This window comes from Micavibrio aeruginosavorus ARL-13 (genome assembly GCF_000226315.1).
GTDB lineage: Bacteria > Pseudomonadota > Alphaproteobacteria > Micavibrionales > Micavibrionaceae > Micavibrio > Micavibrio aeruginosavorus_B.
This window is the reverse complement of the sequence record NC_016026.1, coordinates 1,188,205-1,210,689: the sequence shown is the minus strand read 5'-3', so window position 1 is coordinate 1,210,689 and position 22,485 is coordinate 1,188,205. Positions and strand designations below refer to the sequence as shown.

Annotated in this window: 15 protein-coding genes; 5 read left to right on the top strand and 10 right to left on the bottom strand. The window is 52.7% G+C overall.

Annotated features, from left to right (window positions below):
- Window positions 1–1,050, top strand: coding sequence for an aldo/keto reductase (locus tag MICA_RS05755; protein WP_014102772.1), 1,050 nt, complete (start codon window positions 1–3; stop codon window positions 1,048–1,050).
- On the opposite strand, the gene MICA_RS05750 is transcribed toward MICA_RS05755, so the two are convergent.
- The 10 genes from MICA_RS05750 to MICA_RS05705 form a co-directional block, all read right to left on the bottom strand.
- Entirely contained in the window at window positions 1,051–4,119 is a 3,069-nt protein-coding gene (locus MICA_RS05750) for an efflux RND transporter permease subunit (RefSeq protein ID WP_014102771.1), read from the bottom strand. It lies immediately after the preceding gene.
- 3 nt (window positions 4,120–4,122) lie between these two features.
- Window positions 4,123–5,223, bottom strand: a complete 1,101-nt coding sequence (locus MICA_RS05745) for an efflux RND transporter periplasmic adaptor subunit (protein WP_014102770.1) — start codon at window positions 5,221–5,223, stop codon at window positions 4,123–4,125.
- Between the two features lie 149 nt (window positions 5,224–5,372).
- Window positions 5,373–6,326, bottom strand: coding sequence for a response regulator (locus tag MICA_RS05740; protein WP_014102768.1), 954 nt, complete (start codon window positions 6,324–6,326; stop codon window positions 5,373–5,375).
- Between the two features lie 24 nt (window positions 6,327–6,350).
- Window positions 6,351–7,697, bottom strand: coding sequence for an HlyD family type I secretion periplasmic adaptor subunit (locus tag MICA_RS05735; RefSeq protein ID WP_014102767.1), 1,347 nt, complete (start codon window positions 7,695–7,697; stop codon window positions 6,351–6,353).
- Between the two features lie 14 nt (window positions 7,698–7,711).
- Window positions 7,712–9,979: a peptidase domain-containing ABC transporter gene (locus tag MICA_RS05730; RefSeq protein WP_014102766.1), complete on the bottom strand. Its 2,268-nt coding sequence runs from the start codon at window positions 9,977–9,979 to the stop codon at window positions 7,712–7,714.
- The gene (locus tag MICA_RS05725) at window positions 9,976–11,664 is read right to left on the bottom strand and encodes a peptidase domain-containing ABC transporter (protein WP_014102765.1); all 1,689 of its coding nucleotides are present in this window, start codon (window positions 11,662–11,664) and stop codon (window positions 9,976–9,978) included. Before MICA_RS05725 ends, MICA_RS05730 begins: the two co-directional genes overlap by 4 nt.
- Before the next feature lie 54 nt (window positions 11,665–11,718).
- Window positions 11,719–14,442: a hypothetical protein gene (locus MICA_RS05720; protein ID WP_014102764.1), complete on the bottom strand. Its 2,724-nt coding sequence runs from the start codon at window positions 14,440–14,442 to the stop codon at window positions 11,719–11,721.
- Window positions 14,443–14,650: 208 nt separating this feature from the next.
- On the bottom strand, window positions 14,651–15,538 hold the full coding sequence (locus MICA_RS05715) for a mechanosensitive ion channel family protein (RefSeq protein WP_014102763.1): 888 nt from the start codon (window positions 15,536–15,538) through the stop codon (window positions 14,651–14,653).
- A 142-nt stretch (window positions 15,539–15,680) separates the two neighbouring features.
- A complete protein-coding gene (locus MICA_RS05710) occupies window positions 15,681–16,094 on the bottom strand; it encodes a response regulator (RefSeq protein WP_014102761.1) in 414 nt (137 codons plus the stop codon).
- Window positions 16,095–16,096: 2 nt separating this feature from the next.
- Window positions 16,097–17,632 carry a sensor histidine kinase gene (locus MICA_RS05705; protein ID WP_014102760.1) on the bottom strand — a complete coding sequence of 512 codons (1,536 nt, stop codon included), beginning with the start codon at window positions 17,630–17,632 and terminating at the stop codon, window positions 16,097–16,099.
- Window positions 17,633–17,809: 177 nt separating this feature from the next.
- On the opposite strand from MICA_RS05705, the gene rplU reads away from it, so the two are divergent.
- From rplU to pepN, 4 genes are all read left to right on the top strand, one after another.
- Window positions 17,810–18,100: a 50S ribosomal protein L21 gene (rplU, locus tag MICA_RS05700; RefSeq protein ID WP_014102759.1), complete on the top strand. Its 291-nt coding sequence runs from the start codon at window positions 17,810–17,812 to the stop codon at window positions 18,098–18,100.
- Between the two features lie 46 nt (window positions 18,101–18,146).
- Window positions 18,147–18,431 (top strand): 50S ribosomal protein L27, encoded by a 285-nt coding sequence (rpmA, locus tag MICA_RS05695; RefSeq protein ID WP_014102758.1) that lies wholly within the window; start codon window positions 18,147–18,149, stop codon window positions 18,429–18,431.
- A 79-nt stretch (window positions 18,432–18,510) separates the two neighbouring features.
- Entirely contained in the window at window positions 18,511–19,578 is a 1,068-nt protein-coding gene (gene obgE, locus MICA_RS05690) for a GTPase ObgE (protein ID WP_014102757.1), read from the top strand.
- 153 nt (window positions 19,579–19,731) lie between these two features.
- Entirely contained in the window at window positions 19,732–22,428 is a 2,697-nt protein-coding gene (pepN, locus tag MICA_RS05685) for an aminopeptidase N (RefSeq protein WP_014102756.1), read from the top strand.
- The last annotated feature ends 57 nt before the right edge of the window (window positions 22,429–22,485 follow it).

Here is a 22,485-nt window from a genome sequence, read left to right as displayed (position 1 = left end):
ATGCGTTATTCAACCCTGGGCAACACCGGCTTGTCTGTATCCCGTATCTGCCTTGGCACCATGACATGGGGCCGGCAGAATACCGAAGCCGAAGGCCACGAACAGATGGATTACGCCACCACAAACGGCGTCAATTTTTTCGACACGGCGGAAATGTATGCCGTGCCGCCAACACCGGATACCTATGGCAAAACCGAACAGATCATCGGCACATGGTTTGCATCACGGAAAAATCGGGACAAAATCATCCTGGCAACAAAGATTGCCGGATCCGGGATAGCATGGGTACGGGATGGCAAATCCAAAATTGACCGTGCCAATATATTGCAAGCGGTTGAGGGCAGCTTAAACCGTTTACAAACCGATTATATCGACCTTTACCAACTGCACTGGCCCAATCGTCCCTACCCGCATTTCCGCAACCATTGGGGTGGTGCGGTCGATTTTACGACACAAACAACTGCGGAAATCGAAGATAATTTCCTCGATGTTCTGCAAACATTGACCGAACTGGTCCGCGCCGGAAAAATTCGTCATGCCGGACTGTCCAACGAAACGCCGTGGGGCGTAATGGCCTATAACCGGATTGCCACGCAAAATGGCCTGACCCCCATGGTGTCGATGCAGAATGAGTACTCCCTGCTCAACCGTGTTGATGAACCGTGGATGGCCGAAACCTGCATACGTGACAATATTGCATATCTGCCGTGGTCACCGCTGGCCGGGGGATTTATATCCGGGAAATACGCCAATGGGGCGCGGCCAGCCGGATCACGTTGGTCGCTGGATACACGTCCGCTTCACCGCGACAGCAACAATGCGCACAAGGCGGTGGCCGAATATCACGCCGTGGCGAAAAAACATGGGCTGGACCCATGCCAGATGGCGTTAAAATTCTGCGATATGCAGCCGTTTGTTACATCTACGATTATCGGCGCTACATCAATGGATCAATTGAAATCCAATATGAATGCGTTTGATCTGGAATTATCCAACGACACGCTGGCCGATATTGACCGCGTCTACCGCAATTATCCCATTCCGTACTGATTATTCCGCCGCGACGGGGGTTGGATTGTCACCGGTCGCATGAATCCATTTGCGGCTGGACAGATAGGTATAGACAGTGGGAATGACGTAGAGCGTGAACAACGTCCCCACCAGCAACCCACCCACGATAACCCAGCCAATGGATTGGCGGCTTTCGGCCCCAGCCCCGCTGGCCAATGCTAATGGCAGTGCCCCCAGAACCATGGCCCCCGTTGTCATCAAAATCGGGCGCAAACGCTGAATAGCGGCATCAACCACGGCTTCGGCACGGTGTTTTCCAGCTTCCTGCGCCTGATTGGCAAATTCCACGATCAAAATACCGTGCTTGGTAATCAACCCGATCAAGGTCACCAAACCAATCTGGCTGTACACATTCAATGTGCCATTGGTGAAATACAACGCCAGCAACGCTCCCGTCATAGACAACGGAACAGTCAGCATGATGATGAACGGATCACGGAAACTTTCAAACTGTGCCGCCAGAACAAGGTAAATAAAGAACAGCGCCAAAACAAAAGTGACATACAGGCTGGAACTGCTTTCCTTGAATTCCCGGGAAATGCCGTTGTAGTCCAGTTGCGCACTGGCGGGCAGCACTTCATTGGCAGCCCGCTCAATAACGGCCAATGCTTCGCCCAGCGTGTATCCATCATTCACGTTGGCGGTAATCGTCACCGCCCTTAATTTGTTGAAGTGGTTCAATTCGCGCGGGGCGACGGATTCCTGAACAGTAATCAGGTTGGATAATGGCACCATGTCACCACCCTGCCCACGAACATAAATATTCGTAATATCCTGCGGATTTTTACGATCGACATCGGCGACTTGCAAAATCACGTCATATTGCTTGCCTTCGCGCTTAAAACGCGTGACCTGACGCCCGCCCAGCATGGTTTCCATGGTGCGCCCCAATGTTGCGGCATCAATCCCCATATCTGCAGATTTATCGCGATCAACATCCACACGCAATTGCGGTTTGTTCAGTTTCAGGTCGGTTTCAATCCCCGACATGGACGGATGATCGGCAACACGGTCGATAATCTGCTCCGCCAATGCGTTGATTTGCGGATATGTGTCCGTTGACATCACAACAACCTGCACCGGTTTTGTTCCGGCGCGCTGGCCCAATGATGGCGGGTTGGTTGGAAACGCCACTACACCGGGGATTTGCCGCATTTTCGGGGCCAATTCGGCGGCCATTTCCTGTTGCGATCGGTCACGATCCGCCCAATCCTCCATACGAATAAACATACGGCCGTTCGATACTTGCGGAAAACCAACAACGGCGAAAACGCGGTTCACTTCCGGTAATGTATTGGCCAGCTCTTCCATCTGGCGAACATAACGGTCTGTATATTCAATTGATGCGCCTTCCGGTGCGGATGCGATGGCCACGATATTTCCGCGGTCTTCGGTCGGAGATAATTCCGATGGAATTTGGGTGAACAACCATCCTGCCAACCCGGCCACAGTCAAACCAACAACAATCACCAAAGGCCGCACATGCAAAACAGCCTCGAGCGACTTTTTATAAGCTTCGGTCAAACCATTCAACAGATTTTCAGAAAAGCGATAAAACCAACTATGATTTTCTTCGTGTTTCAACATGCGTGAACACATCATTGGTGTCAGGGTTAGGGCCACAAACCCCGAAACAAGCACAGCGCCAGCCAGCGTCAGCGCAAATTCAGTAAATAAACGCCCGGTGCGCCCTTCCATAAAGCCAATCGGGGCATAAACCGTGGCCAATGTAATGGTCATGGCCACAATGGCAAAGACGATTTCCTTGCTGCCCTGCATGGCCGCCTCGATGGGTTTTTTACCCATTTCGATATGGCGATAAATATTTTCCAGCATGACAATTGCATCATCCACCACCAGACCAATAGCCAGAACCATGGCCAGCAAGGTCAGCGTGTTAATGGAAAATCCGAAAACATACATCATCGCCATGGCCCCGATCAGTGATACGGGGATGGTCACCAGCGGAATAATCGTCGCCCGCCCGGTGCGCAGGAAGAAAAACACGACCAGAGCGACCAGAACCACGGCTTCGCCAATGGTGTGGTAAACGGCCTTAATCGATTCCTCAATGAAGATGGATGAATCATAGGCGATGGCGACACGCATGCCTTCGGGCAATTGTGTTTCCAATTCAGGCAACAAGGCACGCAGGGCCTGTGACACCTCTAACGGGTTGGCGACCGATTGCTTGACAATTCCAATCGCTACAGCGCTTTGCCCGTTAAACCGGGTGATGCGGCGTTCATCTTCCGGTCCCAACTCAACCCGCGCCACATCGCGCAAGCGAACAAGATACCCATTATCCTGTCGCAGGATCATGTCTTCGAATTGCTGTACGGTGCGCAGGTCGGTTTCACTTAAAACCGTATATTCGCGCTCGACACTTTCAATGCGCCCGGCGGGGATTTCGATATTTTGTTGGCGCAGGGCATTTTCAACATCCTGCACCGTGATGTTATAGGCCGCCAAGCGCGCTCGGTCCAACCACAGCCGCATCGAATACCGGCGTTCACCCAGAATATTGGCCTCGGCCACGCCGGGAATAATTTGCAAACGATCCTTTACGTTGCGATCAACGTAATCAGAAACGTCGAGTGAGCTCATGCGGTCGCTGGAAAAAGCCAGATAAATAATCGGCTGGGCATCGGCCTCAACTTTGGCAATGACGGGTTCATCAACATCATCGGGCAAATCATTTCGTGCCCGGCTGACACGGTCACGCACATCATTGGCGGCCACGTCGACATCGCGATCGACCTGGAATGTCACGGTGATCTGGCTGCGCTCCTCGCGGCTGACCGAGGTGATATATTGAATCCCCTCAATCCCGGACAAAGAATCTTCCAAGGGTTGAGTAATCTGGCTTTCGATAATCTCCGCCGATGCACCGCCATAGGTGGTGGATACGGTGACAATCGGCTCGTCAATATTCGGGTATTCCCGCACTGTTAAACGATCATAGGAAATCAGGCCAATCAGCACGAGCATCAGGCTCATCACCGTGGCAAAGACCGGACGATTGATACACAGCGCAGGCAGGTTCATGACTTATTCCCCTGCTGCGGCGTTTGTGGGAATAATCGTCACCGATGAATTGGGGCGTATTTTCATTTGCCCTGCGGTCACGACAATATCATCGGCGCTTAGTCCTTCGGTAATTTCTACCATGCCGTTCCGGCGCAATCCGGTTTGAACGGTGACCAGAACAGGTTTATTATCAACAATCGTGTAAACGGCTTGCTGATTACCCTGCGGCCACAGGGCCTGTTCCGGTATCATCAACGCATTGTCACGATTTTCAACAATCAAATTAACCCGCGCAAATAAACCGGGTCGTAAGATCAACTCATCATTATCCAGCCGCGCGCGCAGGATAATACTGCGCCCGGATTCATCAATCCGCGGATTGACAGCGAACACTTCACCATCAAAAACCCGCCCCGCAAACGCGTCAACACGAACATTGATTTTTTGCCCCTGACGCAGAGAGCCAAGATAGACTTCAGGAATGCGAAAATCGACTTTCAATACATCGATTTTCTCAATATTGGTCAAGGATTGCCCCGGCGTGACATAATCACCAACACTGACATTACGCAGGCCCGCAACCCCATTGAAGGGGGCCTTAATATCCATTTTATTAAGCCGCGCTTTTGCCAAATCCACGCGCGCTTTATCCGCATTCATCGCCGACAGGGCTTCATCACGCGCACGTTCTGTGCCGCTTCCACTTTTGAACAGGCGCTCGGCCCGGCTATGGTTGGCAACGCTTAACGCCAGCGCGGCTTCCGCCTCGGCAAGCTCCGCCGCATTGACGGTGGCATCCAGCTTGATCAATGACTGACCAATTGTGACGGCTTCGCCCTCGTTAAAAGAAATTTCGCTGACACGCCCCGCCAGCTCGGGGCTTAGCACCACGGATTCGTCCGAGATCAATGTCCCAACGGCTTCGATGGTTCGATTGATTGATCCGATGGTTGGGGCCTCGGCCTCAACGGCGACCGCCTGCATGTTGCTGCCACCATTTCCACCGCTGACCGTTTGAGCGTCTTTCGGCTGAGTGATAAATCCATTCACAAAATACGCCGATGCCCCGGCTGCCACCAGCAAAACAGAAACAACAGCAAAAACGGTCTTTTTTGCAGACATCAGACATCCGGCTCTAAAAATGTTAAACGCGAAACATAAAAATGCGACTGGCGGGGCGCCATACACAGGCACTCCGCCAGTCATTTATAACCCGGAATACAAAAATCAAGCAGTGTTTAATCAGAAAACGCGGTTTTATCGCAATTAAATCACCAGTTTAACGCAGAACCGTCCGCGACATAGGCCACAGCTTTGTTGCCTTTGTCGTTGTACATTAATTTGTCAAAACACACCGACCCCGCCATGGCAATCCCGCGACCAAAGCGATTGCCAGCATGAACCGGGTCGATTTTCAAATGGTCACGCCAGTTAAATCCTTCACCCTGATCACTCACAACCACATAAACTCCGCCGTCTTTGCGGGTCAGTGTGACTTCAACGGCCTTACTGGCAAATCGTGGATCGCTTAGGCGCTGTTCAATTTCCCGACGCAGCGCACCACTCTGGCTCAATTCTGCTTTAGCCGGCCCGCCAATCTCCAGATTTCCGTGCTCAATGGCATTGAATAAAAGCGCCTCAATACCCTGTAACACACGATCAGGCTCTGGGAAGCATTCAGACAAGAAAACAGCAAGAACTTTCGCTTCGTCCGGTGTGCGTACATTAAACTGCGCACTTTGCAACATGCCAAATCCGGCAGTTGAGTTTGTACGGGCTTGCCTGTGCGTGCTATGCGTTTCAAAGGTTCGCATCGCGGACCGCAACGTCACCCGCAACATATCAATATTGATTGGCTTTGTCAGGTAATGAAACACGCCGGAATCAATACCTTCTTCGATCTCTTCCGGGCTTTTCGCGCTGGTCTGCATAATAACGGGAATATCGCGCAGGCGCGGGCTATTTTTAATTTTTTGCATCACCGTCATGCCATCAATATGCGGCATGATCCGGTCCAGCAAAATCGCCCCAATTGCATCGGGCGAATGTTGCAGAATGGTCAACGCCTCATGCCCATCACCGGCCAGAACGGTACGATATCCCATAGCCTGCACCTGATGATCCAGGAATTTTAATGAGATACGGTCATCATCAACGATCAGGACAGATCGCGTGGCACTGGGTGCACTGGCGGCGTCTTCAAGATCCTGTACGGTCATTACCATGGTTGCGTCTCCTGTTTTCTACGATTAACGCTCGGAAAAAGCGGTCATTAATGATGTATGGATCGGTTTCATCAGATATTGCATCACGGTTTTCCGGCCTGTCACAATATCCGCCATCACGGTCATACCCGGGATGATTTTATTGCTCTCCTGCCCTTTTCCGCCGACGAAATTACGGTCCAGCGCAACGTGGCCACGATAAAAACGTTCACCCCGCTCGCCGACAAAAGTTGTCGGGGACAGGTACGTCAATTTACCCGGCACGGCACCATATCGGGAAAAGTCATAAGAACTGACTTTCACCTGTACCTCCTGCCCCAGAGTCAGGTGACCGGCATATTGTGGCGGGATACGAATTTCGACCAGCAAATCATCATTCACCGGTACAATTTCCATCAAAGCCTGGCCGGGGCCGACAACGGCGCCAATCGTATTGACGCTTAACCCCTTGACCAGACCATCAACCGGCGCTGTCACCTCCAGACGGTTGCGGCGATTTTGCAAGCGGTCGACAATCTCGCTGTTTTGCTTAATTTCGTTTTCCAACGCATTCAAACGCTGATAAGCTTCGTCACGATTACGCGCCTCCAAAGATTGCAGACGCCCCTGATATTCCTGCAGCGTGGCTTTGGCCTCTTCAATCTGGCTATTCACCTGGCTGCGCTCGCCTTTCAGCGTGTTCAGCTCTTGCTCCGTTTGCAGGAAACTAATGTGAGAGATATAACCGTTACGGTACAATCCCTGCCGGCGATCGTACATATCCTGGGCCAGTTTTAAATTCTGGCCAATCGCGGCCTGACGGGCTTGCAGGGATTTTATGCTCTGCTCTTTCTGGGCAACTTGATCCTGCAGGATTTTACGTTCTTTCAAACGGGATTCAGCTGTGCTTTTGAAAACATTCTGCTGCTCCGTAATCATCTCCGGTGAAACATCGCCCAGTTTTGAAAAATCGGGATCGCGTCCATCGACAAAGGCCTGCAATAACTCTTTCTGCGCGGACAGATAGCTGCCGTGGGTTAAGGCCCGGTTCAAATCTTCCTGAACACCGGTTTCTTCTAAAACCAGCAATATTTGTCCGGCTTTTACGACATCGCCGTCCTTGACATTGATATCTTTGACGATGCCGCCTTCCAAATGCTGAACAACTTTTTGCATACCGGCGGGAATGATTTCACCGGGCGTGCGGGCAATTTCATTCACGTTGGTCAAACTGGCCCAAACAATGAACACACCAATGCACAGCGCAATTGCTCCGGACGTCAGGCGGATCAAACGGGGGTTGATCTCTTCCTCCAACCGGGCGGATTGTGCCAAAAATCGTAGTTGCGGTTGTTGAATAGCTGATTTTTTTATCACTGATTTATCCATCATGGTTCCCTCCTCGGTTACCATTGCATTTTTTTCAAACGTTCCATCATGATCGGACCGGCTCCGGCCTGTGGTTGCAAGCCACGGCGCAGGAGAACAATTGTGTCCGCCATTTCAAGATAGTCACGGCGATAGGTCACCATGAAAACGGTCTGGTGGCCATGCGCGCGAATAATGGTTTCGTGCAGGAACTGGCCAGCTTCATCATTCAGAAGAGAGTTGGGCAATTCATCAATCAATAGAATTGGAGCCTCGTGCAGATAAGCGCGCACCAAGCCCAGACGAATAGCCATGGCAGATGGCAGGCTGATTGCATCCGGCCCCTGGCCAATCTTGGTATTCAGGCCACTGTGCAAATTCTGCACCTCACCCAGGATACCCGCCTGTTCCAGAGCCATATTAATTTCCTTATCCGTCGCCAACGGGTTGGCAAAGCGAATATTGTCCGCAATCGAGCCATAGAAGAATTCCGGTGTTTGCGGAACATAAGCAATGTTGCGGCGCAAATCACCGTAATCCAGCTGACGAATATCAAATCCGTCGATCCGAATGCTCCCCGCCTGCGGGATGTACATTTTCTTGATCAATTTCAGAACAGAAGTCTTACCCGCACCATTTTCACCGGTAATGGCACAGATTTCGCCCGGCTTCACATCAAAGGTCAGACCCGCAAAAACCGGGTTCTGATCCTGCTCATACTTCAATCCGGCATTGATGAAGGTCACACGGCCACGCATATGACCCGGACGAGCAGAATTGCGATTGGTTTGATCTTCCGTATCAATATCAACCAGCGTATTAATCTGACGCACGCTGTTTCGCAGTTGTTCCAGACGCGGAACCATTGTGCACAGGCTGTAGAACGGGGTCAGAACGCGCCAGACCAGGATCATACTGGCGACCAGCGCACCGGTGGTCATCACACCGTCCCAGATCAGATGTGTGCCAAAATACACAACCGCAACAGCAGACAAGATGGTAATGGCATGGCCCAGCGTTTCGCCGATATTTCCGGCCCATGCCAACCTGAACTGCGCCATGGCCTCACGGCCAGACAAATCACGAAATTTTTCCATCCAGATATTTTGCAAACCGTTGGCACGAATATCCTCCAGCTTGTCAAACGTATCCAAGGCAAATTGCTGCCGGGCCGAGCTGGCTTTTGCGGCCAGACGAATGACTACTTTCACACGCTGCCACGTGACGTAAGCCAGCACAGCGTACAAAGCCATCATAAACACAGGCACCAGCGCCAACGGACCGGCAATAAATGCAATGGCCAGCAAGGCAATGAGCATAAACGGCATTTCCAGAACCGACAGGAAAGCAGAGCCGGAGAAGAAATCACGCACGGATTCAAATGTCTTAATACGCGCCACCTGTGACGGGATCGGGGCCCGTTCGATGTAAGACGGCGACAAATTCATTAAATGTTCAAAAATCCGGTTGCTGACAATATTATCCAACCGTCCGCCCAGCCAGGACAGACCATGGGACCGAATAGTCCGCAACATCCATTCCGCAGCAATCGCAATCATCACCCCGGCGGTCAACATGGGCAATGTTTCCAACGCATGGGCGGATACAACGCGGTCATACACCATCATAATGAACAACGGTGTCGACAGCGCAATCAGGTTCAGCACAATCCCGGTCGCCATAATTTGCCAGATTGTCCCTGAAAATCGCGTCAGCAGGGCACGGAACCAGCTATGCCCTGTCCCCTTCCGCATGAATTTTGACGTATATTCAAACGATTCATCATACGGCGTAAATTTAATGGCCTTGCCGCTCATCCCGCCGCGTTTGCCGTTTGTATCTTTCATCCGGTGTTGTTCGCCGTCATAAATACGGCTGCCCTGCAACACAACGAACGGTGTTTCCGTTTCACCATCTGGAATAAACAGGCATGGTTTTACGCGATCATCAACATTATTGATCGATGTTTCAAACGTACTGGCGCGGAACCCCAGATTGGCCATCGTGTTCATAAAATCAACACGGTCCATTTGACGTTCCGGTGCAGACAGTGATTCTGCAATACGGTGGAATTTAATGTCCGGGTCAATCGCCAATAACGTCATGCACAATGACCGCTCCCACGCGCCTTGATGCACACCGCGATTTTGCCCGGACCATGTCGTTTCCTGCAAACGCTGCATCAGACCATCCAGCGCGGCAATTTCGGACGTGGACTTGATTTGCCCGTCGTTAATATCGCTGTATCGGGTTTTTGACCGCTGGGGCGCAGCCATCATACCTGTGATTTTCGAAGCCGAGGTCATGCGCGTAACTCCAAATCATAAAGGGATGTGCGTTCATCCATTTGCGGGATCAGCCCATTGATATCCAGACGATAGTGCCGATCACACAGAGACGTCATGTTGCGGTCATCACTGACCATAATGATGGATGCCTTATGTTTCAGGCGACCAAGCATGGCATGGACGGCGCGATATCCGTCGCGGTCCAGGTTGCGGTCCGCATCATCGAACAGGATCACTTTCGGGTGTCCGGCCAACGCCCGCGCAATGGCAATACGTTGACGCAGTCCCGGCGGCAAAACGTCGTTCTCTGTACCCTCAACCCATGTATCAAATCCTTTGGGCAAGGCCGCAACATCACGGTCAATCCCCAGCATAGCGGTTACCGCGCGCACATCGGATTCCGGCACCATGCCAAAGCGGGTCAGATTGTCACGAATACGGCCACGGAATAACGTTCCTTTGGTCGGAATGTATCCAATATGGCTCAACAAATGACCATCGGGGAACACAGACGGATGCACACCATCGACCAGCACTTCACCTTCTTGCGGACGATAAAGCCCAACGATCAGTTTCAGCAGGGCCGTTTTACCCGCACCATGCGCGCCGGAAATGCGGATCGCCTGCCCCGGATGCAAAGCCAAATCAACATCGCGGAACAACCACGGCGATGCGTCTGTATAACGGAATCCAACAGACCGCAGCTCAACAATACCCTGCGACATCGGTGTTTCCGCACCCTGATCCCGCGCCACTTGCGGCATGTGCAGCAATGTATTGATTTTATCGCGCGCAACCTGGAAATCCTGATACCGGATCCACAGACTTAAAACTTTCTGCGCCGGCAACATCAAACGACCAGACAGCAAAATGGCGGCAATCATACCGCCGGACGACATCCGGCCCGTCACAACCATCCATGCCCCACCGGCAATGACCGCAGCCACGATCAGGCTGGCAAAAACGTTGGCACTGTTAAATGATTTCGCCGTTTCTTCGGTCACGGCATAGTTTGCCAGTGTCGTATTATACTGAATTTTTTCATAACGGCGTTGAAACACTTTTTCCAGCGCGAAAGATTTCAACGTGTGAATGCCCTGTAATGTTTCAATCAGAAAGTTGTAACGGGCATCGTCATCTTCCTCGCGGTCATGCAAGGCGGTTTTCAAACGCACGCCATGGAAAACGGACGATACGATGAATAAGGTCAGAATGGTCACCGGGATCAAAACCAACCCGCCGGCAATATAAACAATCGCGGCCAGATAAACCGGGATGAACAAAGCATCAATGAACGTCACCAGAATGCTGCCATTCTGAAAATCTTTAATTTTCCCAACGGCGGCCAGACGGTTTAACGCCTCCCCTGTGCCCATCTGGTTTACGGCGGATAATTCGGCATTCATCATCTGGCGAATAGCGGCAACAGATGTGCGGTGTTCAAAGGATGCGGAACTCCACCCCATAACATAGGCCCGCCCCATGCGCAGGACGGTTTCCAGCATGATGGCTACCAGAATACCGGCAATCAAAACCGGCAAGGTACCACCATCCGGGTTCGGCAAAATTCGGTCATAGACCTGCAGCGTCAGGAACGGCAAAGCCAGCGAGAGAATATTGATGCACAATGTTGGCAGGACCAACGTGCTGAACGCATAACGTCCAGGAAACAGGCCAGCCTGAATATCGAGTGAATCGCGCATGCGAAACCTCCGCCGATTGATGAATTTGGAGATACTTCAGTTACACACGTCTTCTTAGCCGAAGAGGCCGCCGAGCAATCCGCCACCGGACGATTCCTCGCCGCCGCCCAGAACGCCGCCCAGCATTCCAAGACCATCGGCCACAATACCCTCGGGTTCCGGCAACAGGTCGCCGCCAAGGGCACCATCCAGCAAACCACCACCTAAGGCACCATCCAGCAGACCGTCGCCGATACTGGCTTCCGGCCAGAGGCCGCCACCATCACCGCCAAGACCACCCAGCAAATCGCCACCGAGCAAATCACCTGCCAGGCCAGCAATATCGGCATCGACGCCACTATCCTGGTCCGGCTCGGGATTGAACAGGTCGATCTCAAGATCGATTGCGTTTTCAATTGTACCCAGCAGGTCGTCGGTAATCCCGCCGATATTCCCACTGGTCAAATCATCAACCACACCTTCGATATCAACGCCGATATCGACATCACCAATGATGTTTTCAACCGGGTCAAGAACGGCATCGACTGCAATATCTTCCATGCCACCAAGATTCAGGCCTGTATTGATACCCAAATCGGTGTCGGCATCACCGGACTCCGGGTCAGGATTGTTCAGCAATCCGCCCAACAATCCCTCATCACCCGTGATGCCACCCAGAAGCCCGTCATCGCCAATGACCCCGCCCAACGGATCATCACCACCAAGACCGCCGTCCAAAAGATCACCGAGCAAATCACCGCCCAGACCATCACCCAGATCGCCACCGATGACATCGTCAACAAGACCGCCATCCAGCAGATCACCAAGCAAATCACCACCCAGGCCATCGCCTAGATCACCGCCCAGCAAATCACCCAACGGACTATCATCAAGCAAGTCACCACCAATACCGCCGATCAAGCCGTCATCGCCAATGACGCCATCAACAATATTGTCCAATCCGCCACTGTCGCCGCCTGCCAACAAATCACCCAGAGCATCGCCAACATGGCCCGTGACACCTTCATCACCACCCAAAAGGTCGCCGCCCAATGTATTTTCAAGAATGTCACCAACCGGACTATCATCACCCAGCAGATCGTCCGTCAGCTCGTCCAGGCCCGTGCCTTCCAGCAAGGTGCCCTCGGCCAGATCACCGATGACGCCGCCAACACCATCCTCACCACCAGTCAGGTCGCCCAGCAACCCGTCCAGCGGCGTATCGCCAAGGGCATCGGTAACGGCATCGCTCAAACCGCCTGTAACATCGCCCAGACCATCACCGATCGGGTTCAGCAAACCGTCACCCAGCGTTTCATTCAGCGTTTCTGTCAGGCCACCAACCGTTTCCAGTGCGCCGCTGGTCAATTCGTTATCCAGCAAACCGCCCGTCACATTCTGCAACGGATTGCCGACGGACTCACTCAAAGCCTCCAGCAAGCCTGTGGTGATTGCATTGACACCATCGGACAGCGGAGCCGTTGCATCCAAAATCGGATCCAGCAATGGTGCCAGCGGTTCCGTCAGCGCATTGGTGGACAATAATGTGGTATCCAGATCAGGCAGAATATCACCCGCCGTGATCAGGCCCAGGGTCAGATCGGGAATATCCAGTGCCGATCCAGTCAAAAGACCATCAATCACACCATCAATATCCAAGCCAATGTCGATATCGCCGACCAGTCCTTCGACAACATCCAGAGGCACGTCGATAGCAAGGTTGCTCAGGACATCCAGCCCTTCCAACCCAAGCCCAAGGGCATCAAGCCCCAGATCAACAAACAGGTCACGATCGCCTTCTGTGCTGCCCAACAAGCCGTCGAGCAGATCAATCACATTCACGGGCAACATATCGCCCAGTAATGTGTCCAGGATCGGGTTCACATCGTCGATAATGCCACCCAGAAGGTCTTCGACCGGGTCCAATACAGGGCCCAGCTCAACCGGGATCAACTCAATTCCACCAATTACAGAATCGATGATAACAGAGGGATCCGGCAGAATACCGTCATCAAAATCCAGAACATCGCCTAAAATGGCATCAATATCGATATCAATGTCACCCAGAACATATTCCAGCGGATCAAGATTGGCATCCAGATCGACATCAATGATATCCGAATCCACATCCGTGGTCAGGTCAACATCACCATCCGGACCCGGAGGTGGCGGATTATCTGGTGGATCGCCATCGTCACCATCATCCCCATCATCACCGTCGTCGCCATCGTCACCATCATCGCCGTCGTCACCATCACTGCCATCGCGACCATTTTCGGCAGTCTGGGTGTTATTGAATGTTTCACCACCGCCATTGGTGTCGTAAAAAGATGCACCCAACGCACCAACATTGGATGCATAGTTGCCTTCACCACCACCGCCGCCGCCATTCAGCAACGGGTCATTGCCACCTTGCGGATTAACCAGAAACGCCAGCGCAGAATCCGCATCATCGCCGCCAAACCCTGGAATCGCACCACCGGCGGCACCATCACCGCCCGCACCAGCCTGGTTTCCGGCCAAACCGGGTACATCCTCGAACAAATCTGTAATGGATTTATTGCTGAATGGATCACTCGTCATCGCCGCATCATTGGTCTGCTGCGTTTGCGCAATCATGTAATTGAGGTTCCCGGAACCGGACAGGCCTTCGGTTACACCATCAATATCATCAGCCGCATACAAATCCGCCTTCAGCGCAGACGTGGGTATATCGGATTGAAATTCAAAAAAACTGTTATCCGCGCCTAATGCCGGTTCGGGATTGTTGGCAGTTGTAATTGTGGTATCGCTTGCCATTTTTACGCCCCTGGTTTCAAACTCAAAACGAATGATCTCAGGGTGAGGCTTGCAACCGTTGTGCCAGCTTACAAACTTGGGGTTTTCTATGGTTTAGACATACAACTATGCCAAGGCGTGTGCAGGATGCGATGAATCATTCCGATCTTGCATCCGTGAAATCCTTAAAATGCTGGATAGTTTTTATAAGGCCACATTGTGCCTGCATTTATGCCGTCTTTTCGCCGGCTTTCGCCACATTCGCGTTTTGCTCTGCAGTTTTCACGTCTTCCGCAATTTGCTTGCGTTGATACACCAGCGATAGAAAATCGGCAGTTATCAGCGCGGCAACATCGCTGGCCGTTTTTGTTTGCGTGAAAATTTTGGCTTTATATGCAACATGTCCCAGATCACTGGTCTTCAGGCTGATCTGCGGATCGGCATCGGGTAAATCAACACCACTTTTGCGTTCTACACGACGAATATATTTCTGCGCGTCTTCACGCCCTGGTGCGGTGTGTTTCTCAATCACCTCACGGAACAACGGCAATAAAATTGCTGGGTCGTCCGTATTGGCCGGAACCGTCACGGACAAATCCTGAAACATGTAGTTTTTCGAAAAATTGGCATTTTCAACTGTTGCGGTGAACAATTTCCCGTTCGGAATGGCAATCACTTTGCCCGTAAACTGGTATCCTGTCTGGCCCGCTTCAATTTCCTGCACCTTGGTCGTGAAGGCATCAATATCCATGACTTCGCCACGGACATTATCAATGATAACCCAGTCACCCACTTTATAAGGTTGCGTACTGACCCGGAACAGCGACCCCATCAGGCACAAAATCATTTCCTTGGTCGCAACAACCAAAGCCACGGCAAAGGCAGTGATGGACAGGGCAAAGGTGTGGATCTGGGTGGACCAGATCATCATTAACCCGATCAGAACCAAAACCCACGCCCCGTTGCGGATGCGGTTGATCCAGCGGCGCTGTTCCTTGCTCAAAATCTCGGACTGACGGCGGATCACCCGGATCAGCAATGTCCGCGCAACAAAAACGCCCGCAATGAATATTGCGGAGGTTACAAGCTCATAGGCCCAGCCCGGTATTGTTTCCATGATGTGCTCTGTTTACCGTCGAAATGGTTTTCTTATTGTTGGACAACAGAAAACCATGAAATTGTGCAATCAATATGGCGATGCACCATCCAAAAACGCATGGCACCCCTCTCTATAAGTGCATGCCAACCCTACCCCAGCCTTACAGCCGGGTGGCCAAAGCCCCTTCAACAGTCTTTTGCAGCTGGTCAAAATCAACGGGTTTACCCAGATAGGCATAGGGTTTCAGGTCCACAACCTCGTCCCGATCCCGCGGGTCATTCAGGGCGGTCAGGAAAATAAAAGGCACATCACGATATTGTGGAAACACACCGCGGATCCGGGCCAATAACTCGGTCCCGCTCATAGCCGGCATCATCCGGTCGCAGATGATCAGGTCAGGTTCATGCACCTGCAACAACTCCAGCCCCTCGCTCCCGTTTTCAGCGGCAACGACCTTGTATCCCTGCATTGATAACTCATCCTGCAACAGGGCGACCAGATCACGCTCATCCTCGACAACCAGAATTGTGCCGCGGGACCGGGATGAAAAAGATGAAAAGGAACCAGATGGCATAATTATACCGCACTCCCACCGTTTAAATCAGGGGCAATAATTTTCATCATTGTACCTTGCCCTAGGGCGCTTTCAACATGAATGCGCCCTCCCATTAACTTGACCAGATCACGCACCAGTGAAAGTCCAATCCCCGTACCCGGAATACCCGATGCAGTGGTGGCCCGGAAATAGCGATCAAAGATTTTTTCAATCTCAACCTCTGGAATCCCAACGCCGTTATCTTGAATGCTGATTTCAATATCGCTTCCGGCCATACGGGCGGTCATGGCAATGACCGGATCATTTTTCGAAAACTTCACCGCATTGGCCAGAATATTGGTGCAAACCAATGTCATCATCTTACGATCCTGACGCACCGTTGCGGGCAGCCCCTCGGTATCACACGAAATTTTATGCGCACTGGCCAGCGCCGCCTGTTCATCGCACAATTCATGCAGCAAGTCGGATAAATCGAAATCCTCGGGATGCGGTTCCAGCGTGCCCGTTGTCAGCAAACTTGACGACAACACGCTTTCCATCATGTTCACCAGACGTGATACTGCACTGCGGATCGTTTTTGTGCGGCTGCGAATGGTGTCAGCATCAAGCTGATCCGCGCGACGTTGCAAAATCTGCGCATGACCATCAATGATCGTCAGTGGTGTACGAAATTCATGACTGACCATACCGATAAATTGTTTTTGCAGGGCGCTGGCTTCTTGTTCTTTCTCCAGCGCATGGGATAGCTCTTCTGTCTTTTCACGCAGCTCTTTTTGCTGGGCACGATAATCCGTCACATCGGTTGTGGTGATGATTGTGCCCTGATCGTCCGGCAGCGGGGTGGCCGTGCACCGCCAAATCCGCCCATCCGGTAAGGGGAATTCAATCTGCCCCTCCAGATTCAACCAGAACGCGGCTGATAATGCGTAAATGGGGTGGTCCGGCGTCAGGCCATGAAATTCAAACGCCAGATTGAACGCATCCGCTACCGGCAGGCCCCGCACCAGACGGTTGGCATAGGGACCATAGAATCGTTTGTAATGTTCACTGACAAAGAACAGGCGTTTTTCATTATCAAAAACAATAAAGGCATCCGGGCTGGCCGCCAGCGAAGCGCGGAACCGCCGGTATTCATCCCGCTGGAATGCGTTTTTCTGGCGCACGCGCCCTTTTTCCAGCTTTACAATCAATATGTTACGAAAATCGGCGCAGGTCAGCATTTCCAGATTAAAGATGGTATCAAATCCAGACGCCAGGTGACGCAGACGGGCCGGAATGTCGGATTGGGGGTCGATTCCCATGATTTCCGCCGGAATGTCTGGGCGAGTGGTGAATCGGCGGGCCAGATCGGCATTTTCCCCGCCCGGACCAATGATAACGACGATCAAAACCGCCTGTGGCGCATGCTCGTCAAGCTCTTGAATTGTTTGCGGAAATTCTATTTTTACATCCTGCCCGCTCAGTTGCGACCACAAAATCCGGCCAATCTGATGGTCCGGCGTATCCCCGTAAATCAGGATAAGACTTTGATTTTGCTCATGAACTATGGTTGGCATCGGGCTCCTCACGTTCCCTATCATGCATAAAAATACTTAATAAAAAGAGAGGCTTGTGCTATAAACCGTCCCGCACCGATAAAAGATAAGAAAGTGCGATACATTTACTTGACAGAACCACACCGGCATGTATATTTCGCACCTCTAAATCCGGATAGAAAACCAAGGATTAATACCATGTTTGCAGTGATCCGCACCGGCGGTAAACAGTACCGCGTTGCCAAAGATAACAAGATCGAGATCGAGAAAATCGATGCGAAGGCCGGCGAAACCGTGACCTTTGAAAAGGACGATGTTCTGTTCGCCGATGGCGGAAAGAAAGCCACCGTAATCGCTAAAGTGATCGAGCAGATCCGTGGCGACAAGGTTGTCATTTTCAAAAAGAAGCGCCGCCAGAACTATCGTCGTCGCAAAGGTCACCGCCAAGAGCTGACTCTGATCCAGATCACAGACGTGAAAGCCGCTTAATTCGGCTTCGCACGCAAAGAAAAACGCGCTTTAAGAGGATTATAAAATGGCACACAAGAAAGCAGGCGGTAGTTCCCGGAACGGTCGTGACTCCGCTGGTCGTCGTTTGGGCGTAAAACGCTACGGCGGCGAAGAAGTTCTGGCTGGCAACATCATTGTTCGTCAGCGCGGAACCGAATACTTCCCCGGCAAAAACGTCGGCATGGGCAAAGACCACACGCTGTTCGCGCTGGTTGATGGTGAAGTTCTGTTCAGCCACGGCCGTACCGGCCGTCGCATGGTGAACATCGTCCCGGCAAACGACGCTTCTGCCGCTGCCGCCGCTGAATAAGGCGCAGCCCTAAAGTTTTTGAAGGGGGGAAGGTCGTAAACCTTTCCCCCTTTTCTTTGAAAAACGAAAAGTAAAAACGATGAAATTTCTCGACGAAGCAAAAATCTATCTGCAAAGCGGCGCCGGCGGACCCGGATGCGTCAGCTTCCACCGTGAGAAATTCGTCGAAATGGGCGGCCCCAACGGCGGTGACGGCGGCAAGGGCGGCGACATCATTTTCGAATGCGTAAAAGACCTGAACACGCTGATCGATTTCCGTTACACCCAGCACTTTAAAGCCGAACGCGGCCACCATGGCCAGGGCCGTGACCGCACCGGTGCCGGTGGCAAGGACGTTGTTGTTCGCGTGCCTGTCGGAACCCAAGTTCTGGACGAAGACAAAGAAACCGTTCTGGCCGATTTCACCGTTGCTGGCGAACGCGTTGTATTTATGCGCGGTGGCGATGGCGGTTTTGGTAACGCCCACTTCAAGAGCTCTACCAACCAGGCCCCGCGTAAATTCACCCCCGGCTGGCCCGGCGAGGAACGCGCCGTCTGGCTGCGCCTGAAACTGATTGCCGATGCTGGCCTTGTTGGGCTGCCGAATGCTGGTAAATCCACGTTCTTGGCCGCGACCACCGCGGCAAAGCCAAAAATTGCCGATTATCCGTTCACGACCCTGCACCCGAATCTGGGCGTTGTGCGGTCCGCCGATAACACCGAATTCGTTCTGGCCGATATTCCCGGTTTGATCGAAGGCGCGCACGAAGGTCACGGCCTCGGTACCCGCTTCCTCGGCCACGTTGAACGCACGGCCGTTTTGTTACACATCATCGACGTAACACAGGATGACGTGGTTGGCGCATACAAGACTATTCGCGCAGAACTGGAAGCCTATGGCGGCGGGCTGGCGGACAAGGCCGAGATTATCGCCCTGAACAAATGCGAAGCCATGGGCCCCGAAATGTCGGCGGACCAAGCCAAACAATTGCAGGCCGTTGTCGGTGATCAAAAAATTTACCAGATTTCTGCCGTTTCCGGCGAAGGTGTCCGCGACGTTCTCTTCGCCCTCAGCGCTGCCATCCGCGCCTACCGCAAGGAAGAAGAAGAACGCGAAACCGGGTATAAACCGGAAGTCTACGCCGGCCCCAACGCCGACGGGCAGTAACCCTCCACACACTTCCCCTTAAAGACGTCATCCCGGCGAAAGCCGGGATCTTCCAGCCATTATGGATGAAGCCCCCGGCTTTCGCCGGGGTGACGAACGTATTATAGTGATGACAGATTTATTCCACCTTCCCTTCCCAAAGGCTCTCCAATCATGCGCACCGACACCCCAAAAACCATCCTCCTGAAAGATTACCAGCCGCCGAAATACAAGGTTGCGGACGTGCATCTGGATATCCGGATTTTTGCGGGCAAAACGCTGGTCACGGCCACAACACGATTCACCAAGAATCACGATGGCGCCGAACCGCTGGTTTTGAATGGTGAACGTTTGAAATTGGTGTCCGTCGCCATCAATGGCGCCGCCACAACGAATTACACGGTGGACGATAAAACCCTGACCATTCCGCATCCCGGTAATGAATTCACCACCGTGATTGAAACCGAAATCTGTCCGGAGGAAAATACCGCGCTGGAAGGGCTGTATATGTCCGGCGGGAATTATTGCACCCAGTGCGAGGCCGAAGGTTTCCGCACCATCACCTATTTCCCCGACCGCCCGGATGTGATGACCATTTTCACCACCCGGGTTGAGGGTGATAAGAAAACCTGCCCCGTTCTGCTGTCTAACGGCAATTTGATTGAGGACGGTGATTGCGGCGATGGCCGCCATTACGCCATCTGGCACGACCCGTTCCCGAAGCCCTGTTACCTGTTTGCTTTGGTTGCGGGCGATCTCGTGCATATCCGGGATTCCTTCACTACTATGTCGGGCCGCATTGTCGATTTGCGCATCTATGTCCGCGCGGGTGATGAAAACCAATGCGATTGGGCCATGGAATCCCTGAAGCGATCCATGGAATGGGATGAAAAGACCTATGGCCGTGAATATCAACTCGACCGTTTCAACATCGTCGCGGTCAGCGATTTCAACATGGGCGCGATGGAAAACACATCGCTGAACATTTTCAACACCGCCCTCGTCCTTGCTCGCCCCGAAACCGCGACCGATATGGATTTCGAACGGGTCGAAGGCGTAATCGCCCACGAATATTTCCACAACTGGACCGGCAACCGCGTCACCTGCCGCGACTGGTTCCAATTATCGTTGAAAGAAGGCCTGACCGTCTTCCGGGATCAGGAGTTTACCGCCGACATGAATTCGCGCGGCGTCAAACGCATTGATGACGTTGTCCGCCTGCGCAATATGCAGTTCCCGGAAGATGCCGGCCCGATGGCCCACCCGATCCGCCCGGACAATTACATTGAAATTAACAATTTCTATACCCTGACCGTTTACGAAAAGGGCGCAGAAGTCATTCGCATGCAGCACACCTTACTGGGCGATGATAAATACCGCAAAGCCACCGACCTGTATTTCGATCGGTATGACGGCATGGCCGTAACCTGTGATGATTTCCTGCAATGTATGCAGGATTCATCCGGTGTCGATCTGTCCCAGTTCAAATTGTGGTATTCCCAAGCCGGAACACCGGAAGTGACCGCCGAAGGCCATTACGACGCCGCGGCCAAAACCTATCACCTGACCCTGTCGCAAACTGTGCCGCCCACACCGGGCCAGCCGGATAAAAAACCAATGCACATCCCGGTCATGGTCGGTTTGGTCGGGCCAAATGGGCATGATTTGGATGTCACCCCACCCCCATCCGTCATACCGGCGAAGGCCGGTATCCATACGAACCAAACCATGGATTCCGGCCTTCGCCGGAATGACGAAAAGGGAGTGAGTTATCTTTTGGAATTGAAAGATTCCAAACAAACCTTCACGTTCAAAAACGTTGCGGTGAAACCTGTACCGTCGATCCTGCGCGGTTTTTCGGCCCCGGTGAAATTGCACACGAATTTGAGTGATGATGATTACCGTTTCCTGATGGTGCATGATTCCGACGGGTTCAACCGTTGGGAATCCGGCCAAATTCTGGCCCTGCGCATGATGGGACGGATGATTGATACGGTCGAATCCGGTGGAGCGGCCGTCACCGACCCGGCGTTCATCGACTCTTACGGGTTGATGTTGGATCAAGCCAACGCGAGCAATGCCGATCGCGCGTTAATGGCGCGCGCTTTGTCCCTACCCGATCTGGCGATTATCGCGCAACAACGCAAAATCGTTGATCCGGATACGATCTTTACGGTTCGTCGCCGCGTCCTGCACGATCTGGCCGCACGCTATCGCGACCAGATTCAGGCGATTTACGATTCCTGCAACACGCCCACGACCTACAGCAATGATGCGGAATCCGCCGGACGCCGTGCATTGAAAAACGTGTGCCTGCGCCTGCTGATGAACGGCCCGAACCCGCCGGTTTCACTGGCCCGCCAGCAATATGAATCCGCCAACAACATGACCGATCGCGTCGCGGCTCTGTCCGTTCTGGCGGAAACGGATGGCGCGGATCGTGATGCCGTGTTTGCCGATTTCTTCAAACGGTTTGAACAATACCCACTGGTCATCGATAAATGGTTCAGCCTGCAAGCCTCCGCCCCGATCCCGTCTACACTGGACCGGATTGCGACACTGAAGGACCACCCGGCCTTCAGCCTGCTCAACCCGAACCGCGTGCGGTCTTTGTTCGCGGCCTTTGCCATGAACAACCCGGTGTGTTTCCACGCCAAAGACGGGCGCGGATATGACATTTTGACCAATGCCATCATCGCCCTGAACACCAAAAACCCGCAAATTGCCGCGCGTTTATTGGGACCGTTGCGCGAATGGCGTCGTTATACGCCAGACCGTCAGGCGAAAATGAAAGCGGCATTGGAACGTATTCTGGCCCAAGAAAACCTGTCCCCGGATGTGTTTGAAATTGTCAGCAAGACGTTGAAGTAATTTATCATCGCGCCCATTCTCCCAATTGTCATCCCCGTGCAGGCGGGGATCCGGGGG

Bases quoted from the DNA above. Each gene is read 5' to 3' on its own strand.
- MICA_RS05755 (WP_014102772.1), top strand. From the start codon at position 1: ATGCGTTATTCAACCCTGGGCAACACCGGCTTGTCTGTATCCCGTATC.
- MICA_RS05750 (WP_014102771.1), bottom strand. From the start codon at position 4,119: ATGAACCTGCCTGCGCTGTGTATCAATCGTCCGGTCTTTGCCACGGTG.
- MICA_RS05745 (WP_014102770.1), bottom strand. From the start codon at position 5,223: ATGTCTGCAAAAAAGACCGTTTTTGCTGTTGTTTCTGTTTTGCTGGTG.
- MICA_RS05740 (WP_014102768.1), bottom strand. From the start codon at position 6,326: ATGGTAATGACCGTACAGGATCTTGAAGACGCCGCCAGTGCACCCAGT.
- MICA_RS05735 (WP_014102767.1), bottom strand. From the start codon at position 7,697: ATGATGGATAAATCAGTGATAAAAAAATCAGCTATTCAACAACCGCAA.
- MICA_RS05730 (WP_014102766.1), bottom strand. From the start codon at position 9,979: ATGACCTCGGCTTCGAAAATCACAGGTATGATGGCTGCGCCCCAGCGG.
- MICA_RS05725 (WP_014102765.1), bottom strand. From the start codon at position 11,664: ATGCGCGATTCACTCGATATTCAGGCTGGCCTGTTTCCTGGACGTTAT.
- MICA_RS05720 (WP_014102764.1), bottom strand. From the start codon at position 14,442: ATGGCAAGCGATACCACAATTACAACTGCCAACAATCCCGAACCGGCA.
- MICA_RS05715 (WP_014102763.1), bottom strand. From the start codon at position 15,538: ATGGAAACAATACCGGGCTGGGCCTATGAGCTTGTAACCTCCGCAATA.
- MICA_RS05710 (WP_014102761.1), bottom strand. From the start codon at position 16,094: ATGCCATCTGGTTCCTTTTCATCTTTTTCATCCCGGTCCCGCGGCACA.
- MICA_RS05705 (WP_014102760.1), bottom strand. From the start codon at position 17,632: ATGCCAACCATAGTTCATGAGCAAAATCAAAGTCTTATCCTGATTTAC.
- rplU (WP_014102759.1), top strand. From the start codon at position 17,810: ATGTTTGCAGTGATCCGCACCGGCGGTAAACAGTACCGCGTTGCCAAA.
- rpmA (WP_014102758.1), top strand. From the start codon at position 18,147: ATGGCACACAAGAAAGCAGGCGGTAGTTCCCGGAACGGTCGTGACTCC.
- obgE (WP_014102757.1), top strand. From the start codon at position 18,511: ATGAAATTTCTCGACGAAGCAAAAATCTATCTGCAAAGCGGCGCCGGC.
- pepN (WP_014102756.1), top strand. From the start codon at position 19,732: ATGCGCACCGACACCCCAAAAACCATCCTCCTGAAAGATTACCAGCCG.